This is a genomic window from Leisingera sp. ABM4_103 (assembly GCF_056158685.1).
Map to the genome: position 1 here is coordinate 1,003,286 of NZ_JBSWTU010000005.1, position 14,416 is coordinate 1,017,701.

14 protein-coding genes are annotated in these 14,416 nt (G+C 62.1%); 6 read left to right on the top strand and 8 right to left on the bottom strand.

The window, feature by feature from the left end:
* Positions 1-52: 52 nt before the first annotated feature.
* From ACXAED_RS06410 to ACXAED_RS06420, 3 genes are read left to right on the top strand one after another with little or no spacing between them, the layout of a single operon-like run.
* Positions 53-664: a dimethylamine monooxygenase subunit DmmA family protein gene (locus ACXAED_RS06410; protein ID WP_475047896.1), complete on the top strand. Its 612-nt coding sequence runs from the start codon at positions 53-55 to the stop codon at positions 662-664.
* On the top strand, positions 661-1,626 hold the full coding sequence (locus ACXAED_RS06415; RefSeq protein ID WP_475047899.1) for a PDR/VanB family oxidoreductase: 966 nt from the start codon (positions 661-663) through the stop codon (positions 1,624-1,626). The genes ACXAED_RS06410 and ACXAED_RS06415 overlap by 4 nt, the downstream gene beginning before the upstream one ends.
* 10 nt (positions 1,627-1,636) lie before the next feature.
* On the top strand, positions 1,637-2,683 hold the full coding sequence (locus ACXAED_RS06420; protein WP_475047901.1) for a heme-dependent oxidative N-demethylase family protein: 1,047 nt from the start codon (positions 1,637-1,639) through the stop codon (positions 2,681-2,683).
* Between the two features lie 316 nt (positions 2,684-2,999).
* Here ACXAED_RS06420 and ACXAED_RS06425 read toward each other — a convergent pair whose 3' ends face one another.
* From ACXAED_RS06425 to ACXAED_RS06455, 7 genes are all read right to left on the bottom strand, one after another.
* A complete protein-coding gene (locus ACXAED_RS06425) occupies positions 3,000-3,656 on the bottom strand; it encodes a helix-turn-helix domain-containing protein (protein ID WP_475047903.1) in 657 nt (218 codons plus the stop codon).
* A gap of 238 nt (positions 3,657-3,894) precedes the next feature.
* Complete coding sequence (locus tag ACXAED_RS06430; RefSeq protein WP_475047905.1) at positions 3,895-4,503, bottom strand: tetratricopeptide repeat protein; 609 nt, start codon at positions 4,501-4,503, stop codon at positions 3,895-3,897.
* Entirely contained in the window at positions 4,454-5,161 is a 708-nt protein-coding gene (locus ACXAED_RS06435; RefSeq protein WP_058285446.1) for an ABC transporter ATP-binding protein, read from the bottom strand. The genes ACXAED_RS06430 and ACXAED_RS06435 overlap by 50 nt, the downstream gene beginning before the upstream one ends.
* The gene (locus tag ACXAED_RS06440; RefSeq protein WP_475047909.1) at positions 5,151-5,918 is read right to left on the bottom strand and encodes an ABC transporter ATP-binding protein; all 768 of its coding nucleotides are present in this window, start codon (positions 5,916-5,918) and stop codon (positions 5,151-5,153) included. The genes ACXAED_RS06435 and ACXAED_RS06440 overlap by 11 nt, the downstream gene beginning before the upstream one ends.
* Positions 5,915-6,895, bottom strand: coding sequence for a branched-chain amino acid ABC transporter permease (locus tag ACXAED_RS06445; RefSeq protein WP_475047911.1), 981 nt, complete (start codon positions 6,893-6,895; stop codon positions 5,915-5,917). Before ACXAED_RS06445 ends, ACXAED_RS06440 begins: the two co-directional genes overlap by 4 nt.
* Positions 6,888-7,757: a branched-chain amino acid ABC transporter permease gene (locus tag ACXAED_RS06450; protein ID WP_058285443.1), complete on the bottom strand. Its 870-nt coding sequence runs from the start codon at positions 7,755-7,757 to the stop codon at positions 6,888-6,890. Before ACXAED_RS06450 ends, ACXAED_RS06445 begins: the two co-directional genes overlap by 8 nt.
* Positions 7,758-7,832: 75 nt before the next feature.
* Positions 7,833-9,122 carry an ABC transporter substrate-binding protein gene (locus ACXAED_RS06455; RefSeq protein WP_475047913.1) on the bottom strand — a complete coding sequence of 430 codons (1,290 nt, stop codon included), beginning with the start codon at positions 9,120-9,122 and terminating at the stop codon, positions 7,833-7,835.
* A 474-nt stretch (positions 9,123-9,596) separates the two neighbouring features.
* On the opposite strand from ACXAED_RS06455, the gene ACXAED_RS06460 reads away from it, so the two are divergent.
* Positions 9,597-10,322, top strand: a complete 726-nt coding sequence (locus ACXAED_RS06460; RefSeq protein WP_475047916.1) for a FadR/GntR family transcriptional regulator — start codon at positions 9,597-9,599, stop codon at positions 10,320-10,322.
* A gap of 23 nt (positions 10,323-10,345) precedes the next feature.
* Here the strand turns inward: ACXAED_RS06460 and ACXAED_RS06465 are convergent, their stop codons facing one another.
* Positions 10,346-11,647: an ABC transporter substrate-binding protein gene (locus ACXAED_RS06465; protein ID WP_475047919.1), complete on the bottom strand. Its 1,302-nt coding sequence runs from the start codon at positions 11,645-11,647 to the stop codon at positions 10,346-10,348.
* Between the two features lie 163 nt (positions 11,648-11,810).
* Here ACXAED_RS06465 and ACXAED_RS06470 point away from each other — a divergent pair, with 163 nt between their 5' ends.
* Both ACXAED_RS06470 and ACXAED_RS06475 read left to right on the top strand, forming a co-directional pair.
* A complete protein-coding gene (locus ACXAED_RS06470; protein ID WP_475047922.1) occupies positions 11,811-13,157 on the top strand; it encodes an NAD(P)-binding domain-containing protein in 1,347 nt (448 codons plus the stop codon).
* Positions 13,158-13,250: 93 nt separating this feature from the next.
* On the top strand, positions 13,251-14,255 hold the full coding sequence (locus tag ACXAED_RS06475; protein WP_475047924.1) for a GlxA family transcriptional regulator: 1,005 nt from the start codon (positions 13,251-13,253) through the stop codon (positions 14,253-14,255).
* Positions 14,256-14,416: the final 161 nt, after the last annotated feature.

The window sequence follows — 14,416 nt, forward strand, 5'->3', positions numbered from 1 at the left end:
ATCCCGGGGGCGCCCGCTTTCGTTCACCCGGACTGCAGGAAAAGCGACCCACATGTCTAAGACCGAATTCCCTCCTTCAATCACCAGCCGCCCGGTATACGGCGAGCTTGAGGCCCGCGCTGGCAGCGGCCACCTGATGATCGCCGATGCCGAAGGCGCCGAGGCGATCCTTGATCTGGCGAAATCCGCGGACAAGGACTTCTGGGCCAAGGCCCACATCATTTACATCCCCAAGAATACCGGCACCAAATACAGCAGCCAGCTGGAAGAGCTGGGCGCTGGCCAATACTACGCAGGCCCCTCCTATGAGGCTGCGCAAGGCCGCATCCGCCGCGCCCTGCTAGACTGCCACATGGGCACCCAGGTGTACCTGACCGGCACCGAAAGCCTGATGGGCCAGGCCGCAGCAGAAGCCGCCGCGGCAGGTATTCCGCACACCGCGATTCAGACCGAGCACCGCGGCTCCACCGCACGCCGCATGCAATGCGTGCACTGCAAGGGCATCACGGAAGACGTCACCACCGATCCCTTCGAATGCAGCCACTGCGGCCTCAGCCTGTTCGTGCGCGATCACTATTCGCGCCGCCTCGCCGCCTTCCAGGGCGTGCGGGTGGATGCCGAAGACCCGGGCAACATCCCCGAGAAAGTGGAGCTGTTCAAATGAGTGCTGGCACCGCAAAACTGAATGTCACCGTGGCCGAGGTCAAACCGGTCAACGACCTGGTCACCCGTTTCAAATTCGTTCGCACCGGCGGCGGCGACCTGCCGACCTTCTCGGGCGGCGCCCATACCGTGGTCGAGATGCAGGACGGCGATATCACCCGCTTGAACGCCTACTCCCTGATGTCCAATCCGGCCGACCGCGGCGCCTATACCATCTCGGTGCGCCGCGACGACCAGGGCCGCGGCGGCTCCAAATTCATGCACAGCAAGGTCAAAGAGGGCATGGAGATGGTGATCTCCAATCCGGTCAACCTGTTCTCGCTGGACCTGCGGGCAGGCAAGCACCTCATGCTGGCAGGCGGCATCGGCATCACACCCTTCATGGCACAGATGCATCAGCTGACCATGATGGGCGGGAACTTCGAGCTGCACTACGCGGTCCGCACCGCCTCGCTCGGCACCTACGCCAAGGAGCTGTCCGAGCGCTACCCGGGCAAGGTGCATGTCTACCATGACGACCAGAAAGAGGCGATCGACCTCAAGACCCTGCTCGCCAACCAGCCGTTGGGCACCCACGTCTACGTCTGCGGCCCCAAGGGCATGATCGAATGGGTGCATGGCACCGCAGAGGAAATGGGCTGGCCGCGCGAGGCCGTGCATTCCGAGGAATTCCTCGCCCCCGCCTCCGGCAAACCGTTCGAGGTGAAATGCGCCGTGTCGAACAAGGTGGTTCAGGTCGGCGAGCATCAGTCTTTGCTGGAAGCACTGGAGGCAGCCGGAATCGACGCCCCCTACCTCTGCCGCGGCGGCGCCTGCGGCCAGTGCGAGACCAATGTCATCGGCTATGACGGCAAATTCCTGCACTACGACCACTGGCTGACCGACGAGCAAAAGGCCGGCGGCAAGCACATCATGCCCTGCGTGTCGCGCTTTGAAGGCAAGACCCTGGTTCTGGATCGCTGAGGAAAGAAAAATGACTATCCAATTCAACGACGAAACCTTCTACGGCGACTTCACCTTCAAGAACTCGGACTGGGCAATCAAACGCTTCCCCTTCCCGTTCCACGAAGACAGCTACATGTACTCAGTCAACATGGAGCCGCACAAATCCTACCGGCCCGGTTCGGTATTTGAGCGCACCTTCGACGTGGACGAGCACTACGTCTCGGAAATGAAGGACCGCGCCCGGGTCCTGGCCAATGACCCCCTGCGCTGCCAGTCGCTGCCGCATATGACACTGGCAGGCTGGGATCTGGTCGAGCTGATCATGGAGGCCAAGGCGGCCGAATACCCGGACTTGTTTGAGCTGCACAAGGACGGCAACCGCTGGCGCTGGATCAACAAGCCGCTGGGCATCGACGACACTTTCACCTTCCTGGATGAAAGCACCCTTCCCTACGGTCCGATGGAGTACATCACCCGCCAGACCCAGGGCGACTTTGCGGTGCTGGATCAGCGCGACGACAACCTGTGGATGGACGCCGGCATGGTAACCACCCAGGCCGACTGGTCGCTGGACTTCGACATCGGCATGAACTTCTTTGAATGGCACGCTCCGGTGCCGAAGGCGCATGAGATGGGCATCTTCGTGCGGGCGCTGAAGTTCCTCTTGAACATCCAGCAGGGCCAGCCCGCGCGCCGCCTGAACTGGACGATGACAGTCAACCCGCTGCTCGACACCTCGCCCGAGAACTACCACAAATGGGGTGTGATGAAGCAGGGGCTGACGATGGACAACATCGGCGAGAAACAGCACCTGCGGGTCGAGCTGCAGACCTTCTTCCGCCTGCCCCGCTCCAACGCGCTGGTGTTCCCGATCCGCTGCTACCTGATCAGCTTCAATGATCTGGTAACAGTGCCGAAGTGGGCCCGCCGCCTGCACCGGGTGATCCGCGACCTGCCGGAGGAGCTGGCGACCTACAAGGGCTTCATCGACAACCGCCCGCTGATGGTGGAATGGCTCTCGCAGTATGACGATGGCAGCCCGACCTCGGACGGTATCTGGCCCGACGACGATTGATCCCGAGCGGACCTGGCGGGCCGTCCCTACCCCCTGTCACTTAGGCCCGCCTCACTGACTGCCGTTGCCCCTGGCTCCGGCAGTTTCTTTTTGTCCCGCTGTGGAGAAACGGCGCCCTCCCGCCCCCGCATCAGACGGCAGGCTGCGCCTGCCCCCTGCGCGTCGTTGGGCTAGGCAGCGCGCTTCGCACGCTGCGGGCGGCATCCGCAAGGCTTGCCCCAAAACGCAACCGCGCCGCGCAACGCGCGGCGCCAGGCCCAACTGTGCAGAGGCATCTTCAGATGCCGCGAAGCAGGCGGGAGCGCCCCGCCGCGCCTCAGCTCGACTGCGGGTAGGAAATGATCGACAGGTAGCGCGCGGGCAGTTTGACCAGGCTCTCCGGTCCGTGCGGCGCATCGGCGTCGAAAAACAGCGTATCGCCGGGCTTCAGCGGAAACACCTTGTCGCCGTGCCGGTAATCCACCTCACCTTCCAGCATATACAGCATCTCGATACCGTCATGCTGGAAGGTCGGGAAGACATCCAACTCCTCAGTCAGCGTGATCATGTAGGGCTCCACCATCACGCCCGAGGCATTGGCGCCAAGATGGCCCAGCAGCTGATACTGATGCCCGGCCCTTGTCCCGGCCCTCTCGGTCTCCACACCCGCGCCCGACTTGGTGTGCACCGCCTCGCGGGTTTCCTCGAAACGGCGGAAGAAAGATGTGATCGGCACGCTCAGCGCATTGGCCAGCAGCTGCAGCGTGGTCAGCGACGGCGAGGTGTTGCCGTTCTCGATCTTCGACAGCATCCCGATCGACAGGCCGGTCAGATTGGCCAGATCCGCCACCGTGATACCCTGCTGCCGCCGGAACGATCGCACTTCGCGGCCGATCGCCACTTCCAGGACTTTTTCCGAGCCCTCTCGGACACGATGCGGATCTTGAGAAAGGTTATTTGCCACTGCGTCGGTATCGTCTTTAGGTTTAGCCACTGTGTTATCTTCCTTATTGACGGCCTCTGACAAGCGCGCAGCGGCGCGATACGCAAAAACTTTTCAAAGCGCAAGAAACCACGCGAAAATTATTTTACTGCCATTACCATTTTTTCCCAACCCCCTACCGCTTGGGGAAAGAAATTAGTTGCCCCGCAGCACCGGCCCGCAAGGGTGCAAGCAGAAAACCCGGGCCAGCCAGCCCGGGTTCCACCGCGTCTCCGCAAAACATGCCGGTTTACGCGTCCAGCAGCAGCAGGCAGGCCCCCAAAACCTTGCGGGTGCTGTCAAACACCATGGGCTTCTCCCCGCGCCAGCGGCTGGCGTGCCGGTGCAGTGCCGCCCTGCCAGAGGTCAGGTTGCGCAACGTCTCACCGGTTTCAACCGCAATCAAGCCAACCCGGGTTTTCAGATTGGCGTGAAACGTATCGCGGTGCAGCGCTTCCATCCGCAGATGAAACAGCGACGACCGGCTGCGGGGCGCGATCTGCATTTCCTCTACCTGCGCTGCCGCTCCGGCCCAGATGCGCAGGGCGCGGGCCTGCAACTGCTCCGCCTCCCCCCGCGCGCCGCGCCGGAATTGCAGCACCGCCAGATTGGCAGGTGCCGCGGCCCGGCGCAAATCCGCGGCTGGAAACGCCACCCGCGCCAGCAGATCCGCCAGCCGGAACAAAAGCATTGCCTGACGCCCGCGCCCATCGCCGGCCTGTGCCAGCGCCCGCTCCATCAGCCGCTCCCAGGCCAGATCGGCACGCGACCAGCCCGCCTCGCGCGCCACCCGCATCTCCGCGTCCCGCTTAAAGCCCCAGATACGCGGCGCGGACGTGTTCGTTCCCGTGAAGCTCATCTGCAGGACCCTCCATTGCTGCATTTCCGGTTTCCAGAACATAGGCGTAATCGGCCAGCTCCAGCGCCAGTTCGGCGTTCTGCTCGACCAGCACCACCGACAACCCCTTGGCGTTGATTTCTTCAACGATCTGAGCAATTTCCTCGACGATCACCGGTGCCAGCCCCATCGAGGGCTCATCCATCAGCAACAGCCGCGGCTTGGACATCAGCGCCCGCCCGATGGCCAGCATCTGCTGCTCGCCGCCCGACATGGTCTTGGCCATCTGGGTGCGCCGCTCGCGCAGCCGCGGAAAGCGGGTGAAGACATCCTCCAGATCCTCTTCCACCGCATCAGCGTCCTTGCGCAGAAATGCCCCGGTCCGCAGGTTCTCCTCCACTGTCATGTCCGGGAAGATCCGCCGCCCCTCCGGCACATGGGCGATGCCGTTCGCCACAACCTTATGGGCTGGCAGATGGTCGATCCGCTTGCCCTCAAAAGTGATCTCACCGGCGGTGATCGGCAGCATTCCCGACATCGCCCGCAGCGTGGTGGTCTTGCCTGCGCCGTTGCCGCCGATGATGGTGACGATCTTGCCCTCCGGCACCGCAACCGAGATGTTCCGGATCGCGTTGATCTTGCCGTAATTCACGGCGATGTTCTTCATCTCAAGCAACATGGCGCGCCCCTCCCAGATAGGCCTCGATCACCGCCGGATGGTTGCGGATCTCCTGCGGGCCGCCCTCGGCCAGGAACTTGCCGAAGCTCATGCAGGTGATGGTGTCGCACAGCCCCATGATCGCCTGCATGTCATGCTCGACGATCAGGATGGTGATCCCGTCGGCCTTGAGCCGCTCCATCAGGTCCATCATCTGCCGGGTCTCTTCCGGGTTCATGCCGGTAAAGGGCTCGTCCAGCAGGATCACATCCGGGTGGCTGGCATAGGCCACCGCCATGCCCAGCGCCCGCTGATGGCCGTGGGACAGATCCCCGGCGCGTTCCCGCATCACATGATCGAGGCCGAAGAACTCCAGCGCCTCCTTCGCACGCGCCTCAGCGCCGCTGCGGTCTTCCTTGTCCCAGCCGATGATTGCGGCAAAGATATTGGGGCGGAATGGCATATGGGTGCCGACCAACGCATTCTCCAAGACGGTCAGCTCGGCAAACAGCGTCGAGTGCTGGAAGGTCCGCACCACCCCGCGCCGGGCCACCTCATGCATCTGCAAGCCGGAGATATCTTCGCCCCGCAGCAGCACCTGCCCCTCGGTCGGCTTGTAAAAGCCTGAGATCATGTTGAACGTCGTAGTCTTGCCTGCCCCGTTGGGCCCAATCAGACCGTGGATCGAGCCGTGCGCCACCTTGAACGACAGGCTGTCCACCGCCGTCAGGCCGCCAAACCGCATGGTCAGGTCTTTGACTTCCAGAAAATCGGTCATTCTGCCGGGCTCCGTTCCGGCGCGCTGTTCGCAGCGCGTCTTTTGGTGAGTTTCTGCACGATGCTTTCCAGCCCGTTGGGCAGGAACAGGATCGACAGGATCATGATGGCGCCATAGACTAGCGGCCGCATCTGCTCGAGCCCAAGCTCCCGCAGAACGATCTCATTCAGCACCGTCAGCACCACGCAGCCCAGGATCGGGCCATAGAAGGTGGCGGTGCCGCCGACAATCGCCCAGGTCAGCACAAAGACCATCAAGTCGATATCAAAGGCATTGGGATTGATGGTGCCCACATAGTGCGCCAGCAGCGCGCCCGAGATGCCGGCAAAGCCCGAGGCGATGGCAAAGGCCAGTGTCCGGTAGGCCCGCACATTCACGCCCGAGGCCTGCGCCAGCTTGTCCTGCCAATGCACCGCATGGAAGGTAAGGCCGACCGGCGACTTCTCAATCCGCCACAGGATCCACAGGCAGAAGGCGACGATGACGCCGGCGAAGTAGTAATATGACGTCGGCTCAAAGAAATCGAACTGGTAGAAGCCGATGGAGAAATCCGGCATCGGGTCGATCCCCTTGATCCCCTTGGCACCGCCAAAGGGGTCCCGGAACCGCTTCCACAGCAGGCGGATGATTTCACCGGCGGCAAACGATCCGATCAGGAAGTAGAACCCCTTCATCCGGAACAGCGGGAACGACAGCAGCACCGCGATCAGCGCCGCAATGACCCCGCCCAGCAGCATCGAAACCGGCACATAAACCCCCAGCTTCTTGGTCAGAAGCGCCGAGGAATAGGCCCCCACCCCCATGATCACCACATGCGCCAGCGACCATTCACCGGTCAGCGTCAGCAGCCGGTAGCTGGCCACCAGCAGCACATTGATGGTCAGGAACACCAGGATTTCCTGCTGCGAGAAGCTGAGGCCATGCGGCAGGGCAATCAGCGCGGCAAGGACCGCGATCCAGATCAGGAACTTAGGCACGGTCCGCACTCCCAAACAACCCGGTCGGCTTGACGATCAGCACCACCAGCATCAGCGACAGACCCACGATGTCGGCCAGGACACCGTCCCAGAACGTGGTCACAAAGGTATGCACCAGCGCATAGGCGACCGAGGCCACGATGGCGCCCTCCAATGAGCCGACCCCGCCGACGATGATGACAATGAACGCGGTGACGATCACCGAATGCCCCATATGCGGGTTGACCGAGACCAGCGGTGCCGTCAGTGCGCCGGCAATCCCCGCCAGCCCTGCGCCGATGAACATGGCGATGCGCGCGGTCTGGGTGATTGAAATCCCCTGCAAGGCGGCTGCTTCCGGATCCTGCGCAGAGGCCCGCAACGCCCAGCCGAACCTGGTGCGCTTCAGGAAATACCAAAGCGCCGACAGCAGCACGATTGCCGCGATGATAACGTAAAGCCGCGCCACCGGCAGCCGCACCTTGTCACTGAAGGCAATGACCTCCTGCGTGACCGGCGGGATATGCACCATCCGCACACCGAACCCCATCACCGCCAGCGCCTGCAGGATCATCAGAAACCCGATCGAGGCGACCAGCCCGCCCAAGGGATTATCCTTCAAGGGACGGAACAGTGCCCTTTCCATCAAGAGGCCCAGACAGCCCACAAACAGCAGGCCGACCGCCACAGCCAGAAAGAACGGCACGTTCAGACCGGCATAGAGCGCCACAATCGCATAGGCACCCGCCATGAACAGTTCACCATGGGCAAAATTGATCACGCCCATGACACCGAAAATCAGCACAAGCCCCACAGCAACAAGGGAAATATAGCTCGCAGCATACACGGCGTTGAGGCCGGTCTGCGCCAAAAGGTCCAGCATCGGATTGTCTCTTTTCTCAGTGGCTTTTGCGGTGCGGGGACAGGTCCCGCACCGCCTGATAGCCTGGCTTGCAGGTCAGCTGCGCTGATCCCACATCTGGTCATAGGCCTTCATATGCTTGACCAGCAGATCGCCGTGCCTCGCGTACCAGTCGGGAATGGAGCGGAAGTCCTTGATCCGGGCTTTGCCCTTTTCAATCGCCACCACCGGCCAGTCGCCGACCAGCGCGTTGTCGATGCCAAACAGCTCAGTGCCCCACCAGTCCGCGTCGCCAAAGGCGTGCTTTCCCTTGCCCTCTTTCATTGCGGCCGCCACCGCGTCCGGGCTGGCCGACCCGGCCTTTTCCGCCGCAGCTTTCCACAGATCCATGATCGAGGCATATTCCCAGCTCACCGCGCCCCACTGGCCCGGGTGGCGGGTGTTGAACTCGGCATAAAACCCGTTCGGGTCGGTGAAGTTGATATTATCGCCATTCAATGCCGGGTCATCGAAATCCGGGAACTGGAAGACAAAGCCCTCCATGAACTCTTCCGAGGTCTTGGCGATCATCTGGTCATAGAAATCCGCGGTGCAGGAAATGATCTGCCCCTTGAACCCCTGCTGGAACAGCTGCTCGGCAATCGGATGCACATAGTCGCTGTAGCAGGTGTCGAGGCAGACAATATCCGGGTTCTTGCTGATCAGCCGGGTCACCACCGGGGCAAAGTCGGTGGTGGCCGGGTCAAACAGCAGCGGCTCGTCCAGCATCTCGATGCCCGCCGCCTCAAACGCCGCCAGGTAGGTCGCAACCGACGGCAGACCCAGCGCGTCATCCTGGGCGCACATCACCGCGGTTTTCAGCTCCGGCCTGTTCTCGGCCAGCCACTCCACCCCGGTCACGTTGTAGATCGGATGCACCTCGGCCGGCGCAATCAGCGTATTGGTATCCGGCGACAGGTCCGACGGAAGCAGAGTGGAAAACAGCATCCCCGTCTTGTCGGCGACCGGCTGCACACCGGGCCAGGTATCGCCGCCCAGCATCATGATGAAGCTGACGCCGTCCTCGCGGATCAGCTTGGTGGCGCCGGTGCGTGCCTTCGCCGGATCGTATTCGTTGTCATAGGAGACGAATTCGACGTTGTAGCTGCCGTCACCCAGCTTGATGCCGCCTGCGGCGTTGACCCGCTCGGCCCAGATCTGGCAGCCGTCCAGCCCCGGTTTGCCCCAGGCCGCCACCGCGCCGGTCAGCGGCGCCAGGAAACCGATCTTGATGGTATTGCCCGCCGCCAGCGACGCGCCCGGCAGGCCGGCGCTCATCGCGGTGACCGCCGTCGACTTGAGGAACGTCCGCCGGGTCAGCCCCGATTTCACGATCTTGGAAATCATCTTCTTCTCCCATGTTGGACCCGCCTGTTTTTTGCGGCGGTGTGTTCTGCGGGACGGGCCTTGTATCGCGGAACCCTGATGCCAGCTAAACATCACTGAACCAGTTTGCGTAAATTGGACCCATCCTGGACCAAGGCTAGCAGCGAGATGGTTCACCTCCAAGAAATTTTCTTTCACTTTACGCACCAAAAAGGCACCAAAATAGTACCAAAGGCACTAATTTGCGGCAAAGTTGATGTCAAAAACGGCATCAAAACATGACCTTACGGCTTACCTTCAGAATCCTGACCGGAAACCAATTTCAGAACCAATTTTGCCTGATTTCTTGCCGTCCGGCGCAGAAACCGCTAGGCTGACGGCAACTCACAGCTGTGTCAGACGGTTGCGCACCGGCCGCCAAAACCGGTATTTGCACCCTTGGCACAGTGATCAGGAGCAGGGGATTCTCCCGCTCGTCCGGCCCGGAAAACAGATATGAGCTCAGCGGAAGAGACGACCTCGCAAATCCTGACCACGCATTCGGTAGGCGCCACCGTACAGGTGGTGATCGACACGCTGTTTGCCCGCATCAAGGCAGGCACCTACCCGGTCGACACCCGCCTGCCGTCCGAACGGACGCTGGCCTCGGAACTGGGGGTGGCCCGCAACACGGTGCGCGAAGCGCTGGATGTTCTGGCCAGCCAGAACGTGATCCACCGCCGCCCCGGTTCCGGCAGCTTTGTCAAATTCCGCTCCGACCCCAAGCCCGAGGCTTCCTATTCCTCGCTGGCCAAGGAAGTGTCGCCGCTCGACCACCTGGTGGTGCGCGGCATCCTGGAGCCGGAACTGATCCGTCTGGCGGTGATCAACATGACTCCGCGCCAGATCGAGGAGCTGGACGAGATTCTGTCCCGCGTCGAAGCCGTGCGCACCGATCCGGGTGAGTTCATCGAAGCGGAAGAGGATCTGTACCGCAAGATCGCCGAGGGCAGCGGCAACCCGCTGCTGCATTCCTGCTACGAGCTGACGATCGAAGCCTGCCGCCTGTCCTACCGCACCGCCCTGCGCCGCCGCCACCTGACGCCGCAGCGCATTCAGGACTATCAGAAACGCTATAACACGCTGTTCAACGCCATCGCCTCACGCGATGTGGAATCCGCGGTGGAATTCATCAAGCTGCACCTGATCGACGAGCAGAAACTGCTGCTGCAGGAGATCTGAGCCTGCCCAAGCCCTGTGCGCGGTCAGCCTTGCACGGCGCGTGACCCGACCTGGCTGCCCGGCGCGCCGCTTTCCAGCCGCTGGTGCCATAGCTGCCCCAGCGCTTCCATCTCTGCTTTCAGCAGATTGGAGTGCTGCGCCAGCCAAGCGGGTATCGACCTGAACGCGGCGATCCGCGCCTTGCCGTCCTGAATGGTAACCACCGGCCAATCGCCAACCAAAGCATTGGAAATACCGAAAATATCCTCGCCCCACCATTCCGCGTGACCGAAGGCGTGGGTAACATGCCCCAGCTGCTTCATCGCCGCCAGCACCGACGGCGGCGCAACCGAACCCGCCTTCTCCACCGCGCTGTGCCAGATATCCAGGATCGCCACATACTCCCAGCTCACCGCCGACCAGCTGCCCGGGAAGCGGCGGTTGTACTCCTCGTAGAACACATGCGGACGGTTAAAGAAAAACGCCTTCTCCCGCAGCATCGGGTCGTCGAAGTCCGGGAACTGGAACACCATCCCTTCCATGAACTCGGCGGAGGTCTTCTCCACTAGCTGGTCATAGCCATCCAGGGTGCAGCTGATGATCTGCCCCTTGAAGCCCTTGGCATAAGCATATTCCGTCATCGCATGCACCATCGGCGCATAGGACGAGCACCAGCACAGGATATCGGCGCCGCTTTCCAGCATCGGATCCACCACTGGCGCCGGGTCGCTGGCGCCCGGATCATACTGCACTTCCCGCAGGATCTGCTTGTCCGCGGCCTTGAACGCCGCCCTATAGACCGCCTGCGCAGGAAGCCCCAGCAGATCGGCCTGGCTGCACAGGGCCACGGTTTTCAGCTCCGGCCGGTTTTCCGCCAGCCACGCCACCCCGGTCACGTTCTGTATCGGATGCGCCTCGCTCGGCGCGATCAGATAGGGCGTGTCCGGCGACAGGTCGGTCGGCAGCAGCGTCGATGTCAGCACCTTGTTGCGCATCAGGAAATCGCGCACCGGTGCAAACGAGTCCCCGCCCAGCATCAGCATCAGCTTGACGTTGTGCTTCTGCACCAGCTCCATCGCGCCCTCGAGCGAGCGTTCGGGGTCATGACCGCAATCATAGGAGTGAATGCGGATCGGGTAGCGGCGGCCGCCGATCAGCAGCCCGCCGGCCTTGTTCAGACCGTCCTCCCAGATCCGGCAGCCGTTCAATCCGGGCAGCCCCCAGCTTTCGACCCGGCCCGAAAGCGGGCCCAGAAAGCCGATATTCACTGATTCTGTCATCCCCACCGACAGCCGGGGCAGCGCCGCGCGGGCGGCCAGCTGGTGCGCAAAACTCGTCGTCTTCATGGCCTGAATCCTAACAATAATTCTCTGCCCCGCCAGTCCAATCCGGGAAAAATCATATTCCTTCCGTGAAAATATGTTGACTCGGCGGTGCAATTTTGGACCTTATTGGATCAGACCAAAAGAACCAAACAGACATATTGGTCTATACCAATGGGAGAGCCACATGACCAAGAAGCGAATTGCCATCATCGGCGCCGGCCCCTCCGGCCTGGCCCAGCTGCGCGCATTCCAGTCCGCCGCCAACAAGGGCGAAGAAATTCCGGAGATCGTCTGCTTTGAAAAGCAGGACAACTGGGGCGGCCTGTGGAACTACACCTGGCGCACCGGCCTGGATGAGAACGGCGAGCCGGTGCACTGCTCGATGTACCGCTACCTGTGGTCAAACGGCCCCAAGGAAGGCCTCGAATTCGCCGACTATTCCTTTGAGGAGCACTTCGGCAAGCAAATCGCCTCCTACCCGCCGCGCGCCGTTCTGTTCGACTATATCGAAGGCCGGGTGAAGAAAGCCGACGTGCGCAAGTGGATCCGCTTCAACTCCGCCATCCGCTGGGTCGAATACAACGAGGACCAGGGCAACTTCACCGTCACCGTGCATGACCACACCAAGGACAGCACCTACAAGGAAGACTTCGACCACGTAATCTGCGCCTCCGGCCATTTCTCGACCCCGAACGTGCCGTTCTACCCCGGGTTCGACACCTTCAACGGCCGCGTGCTGCATGCCCACGACTTCCGCGACGCCCGCGAGTTCAAGGACAAGGACATCCTGATCCTCGGTGCCTCCTACTCCGCCGAAGACATCGGCTCGCAGTGCTGGAAGTACGGCTGCAAGTCCATCACCTCCTCCTACCGCTCGGCGCCGATGGGCTTCAAATGGCCGGACAACTGGGAAGAAAAACCGGCGCTGGAATCCGTCAGCGGCAACACCGCCACTTTCGTCGACGGCACCCAGAAAGAGATCGACGCGATCATCCTCTGCACCGGCTACAAGCACTACTTCAACTTCCTGCCGGACGATCTGCGCCTGAAGACCGCCAACCGCCTGGCCGCCGCCGACCTCTATAAAGGCGTGGTCTATGTGCATAACCCCAAGATGTTCTATCTGGGCATGCAGGATCAGTGGTTCACCTTCAACATGTTCGACGCCCAGGCCTGGTGGGTCCGCGACGCGATCATGGGCAAGATCGAGATCCCGGCGGACAAGGAAACCCTGCTGGCCGACGTGAAAGAACGTGAAGAGCGCGAAGAAGCCTCTGACGACGTCAAATACGCGATCAAGTACCAGGGCGACTATGTGCTGGAGCTGATCGAAGAGACCGACTACCCGACCTTCGACGTGGCCGGCGCCTGCCAGGCCTTCTATGAATGGAAGGGGCACAAGGCCAAGGACATCATGGCCTTCCGCAACAACTCCTACAAATCGGTCATCACCGGCACCATGGCGCCCGTGCACCACACCCCGTGGAAAGACGCCCTGGACGACTCGCTGGAATTGTATCTGCAAAACTAAGCAGATCCGCCCGCGCCGTTTTCCCCTTCCTGTACGGCGCGGGCACCCTTTCGCTGCTGTGCGAATCCCCTTTCGCAAGCTAATATCAACCCCATGCAGCGCGACAACACCATGACTCTCGGCTTCCTGATTTTCCCCGGCTTTCCAATGGCCTGCCTGACTTCGGCCATCGAACCCCTGCGGGCGGCAAACGAAATTGCCGGCACCGAAACCTTCCGATGGAAACTGATCTCCGAGACCGGCGCCAGCGTGAACGCCTCCGCCAATGTGGCCTTCCAGCCCGACTGTTCCCTCGACCAGACTGAGGACATCGACACCCTGTTCCTGCTGTCCGGCCCGCAAGGCAAATTTGACGACCCCAAGGCCTCCAACGGCAAGCTGCGCCACCTGGCCCGCCACGGCACCAAGATGGGCGCCGTCTCCGGCGGGGTTTTCCCGCTGGCCCGCTCCGGCCTGCTGGACGGGCACAGCTGCTCGGTGCACTGGTGCTACAAGGCCGCCTTCACCGCCGAATTCCCGTCCCTCGCCACTGTCGACGACGTGATTGTCCTCGACCGCCGCCGTTTCACCGCCAGCGGCGCCGCGGCGATGTTCGACCTCTCGCTGAAACTCATCGAACAGACCCTGGGCGACGCGGTGATGACCGAGGTCGCTTGCTGGTTCCAGCACCCGATGGTCCGGGCCGAGGGCGTGCGCCAGAAGATCCCCGCCTTCAAGACCGACAGCACCGCCGACAGCCTTCCGCCGCCGGTGGCCAAGGCCGTCGAGCTCTTTGCCGACAACCTGGAGCACCCGGTGTCGATCCGCGATGCAGCCAGCCAGATCGGGGTGTCCCCGCGCCAGCTGGAGCGCAGCTTCAAATCCGCCACCGGCCAAAGCCCGGCCATCTACTACCGCACCCTGCGGATGAACGCGGCGCGGCAGCTGGTGATGTACTCCCGCGACTCGATCACCTCGATCGCCAATGCGGTGGGATACGCCACCTCCTCGACCCTGTCGCAGCACTACCGCGAGAGCTTCGGCGTCACCCCGCAGGAGGAACGCCGCAAGGTGAACCTGTTCCGGGTCCAGGACAACCGCCCGATCCCCTCGGTCTGACCCCGCCGCTTTCTTCAGAAAAACCTTTGGCAGCCGCAGGTATGACCACGGCTGCCGTTCCTCTTGCCAAAAATATCCCCGCCGGAGGCATCCGCCCTTTCCGCGCAGGCCAGCCAATTCCTTTGACATGCTTCGGTTGCCATAAGCAAAACGCCCGGCCT

Excerpts from the sequence above, each read along its gene's own strand:
- ACXAED_RS06470 (WP_475047922.1), top strand. The coding sequence starts at position 11,811 with ATGACCAAGAAGCGAATTGCCATCATCGGCGCCGGCCCCTCCGGCCTG.
- ACXAED_RS06475 (WP_475047924.1), top strand. The coding sequence starts at position 13,251 with ATGCAGCGCGACAACACCATGACTCTCGGCTTCCTGATTTTCCCCGGC.
- ACXAED_RS06435 (WP_058285446.1), bottom strand. The coding sequence starts at position 5,161 with ATGTTGCTTGAGATGAAGAACATCGCCGTGAATTACGGCAAGATCAAC.
- ACXAED_RS06430 (WP_475047905.1), bottom strand. The coding sequence starts at position 4,503 with ATGAGCTTCACGGGAACGAACACGTCCGCGCCGCGTATCTGGGGCTTT.
- ACXAED_RS06455 (WP_475047913.1), bottom strand. The coding sequence starts at position 9,122 with ATGATTTCCAAGATCGTGAAATCGGGGCTGACCCGGCGGACGTTCCTC.
- ACXAED_RS06465 (WP_475047919.1), bottom strand. The coding sequence starts at position 11,647 with ATGAAGACGACGAGTTTTGCGCACCAGCTGGCCGCCCGCGCGGCGCTG.
- ACXAED_RS06410 (WP_475047896.1), top strand. The coding sequence starts at position 53 with ATGTCTAAGACCGAATTCCCTCCTTCAATCACCAGCCGCCCGGTATAC.
- ACXAED_RS06460 (WP_475047916.1), top strand. The coding sequence starts at position 9,597 with ATGAGCTCAGCGGAAGAGACGACCTCGCAAATCCTGACCACGCATTCG.
- ACXAED_RS06420 (WP_475047901.1), top strand. The coding sequence starts at position 1,637 with ATGACTATCCAATTCAACGACGAAACCTTCTACGGCGACTTCACCTTC.
- ACXAED_RS06440 (WP_475047909.1), bottom strand. The coding sequence starts at position 5,918 with ATGACCGATTTTCTGGAAGTCAAAGACCTGACCATGCGGTTTGGCGGC.
- ACXAED_RS06415 (WP_475047899.1), top strand. The coding sequence starts at position 661 with ATGAGTGCTGGCACCGCAAAACTGAATGTCACCGTGGCCGAGGTCAAA.
- ACXAED_RS06450 (WP_058285443.1), bottom strand. The coding sequence starts at position 7,757 with ATGCTGGACCTTTTGGCGCAGACCGGCCTCAACGCCGTGTATGCTGCG.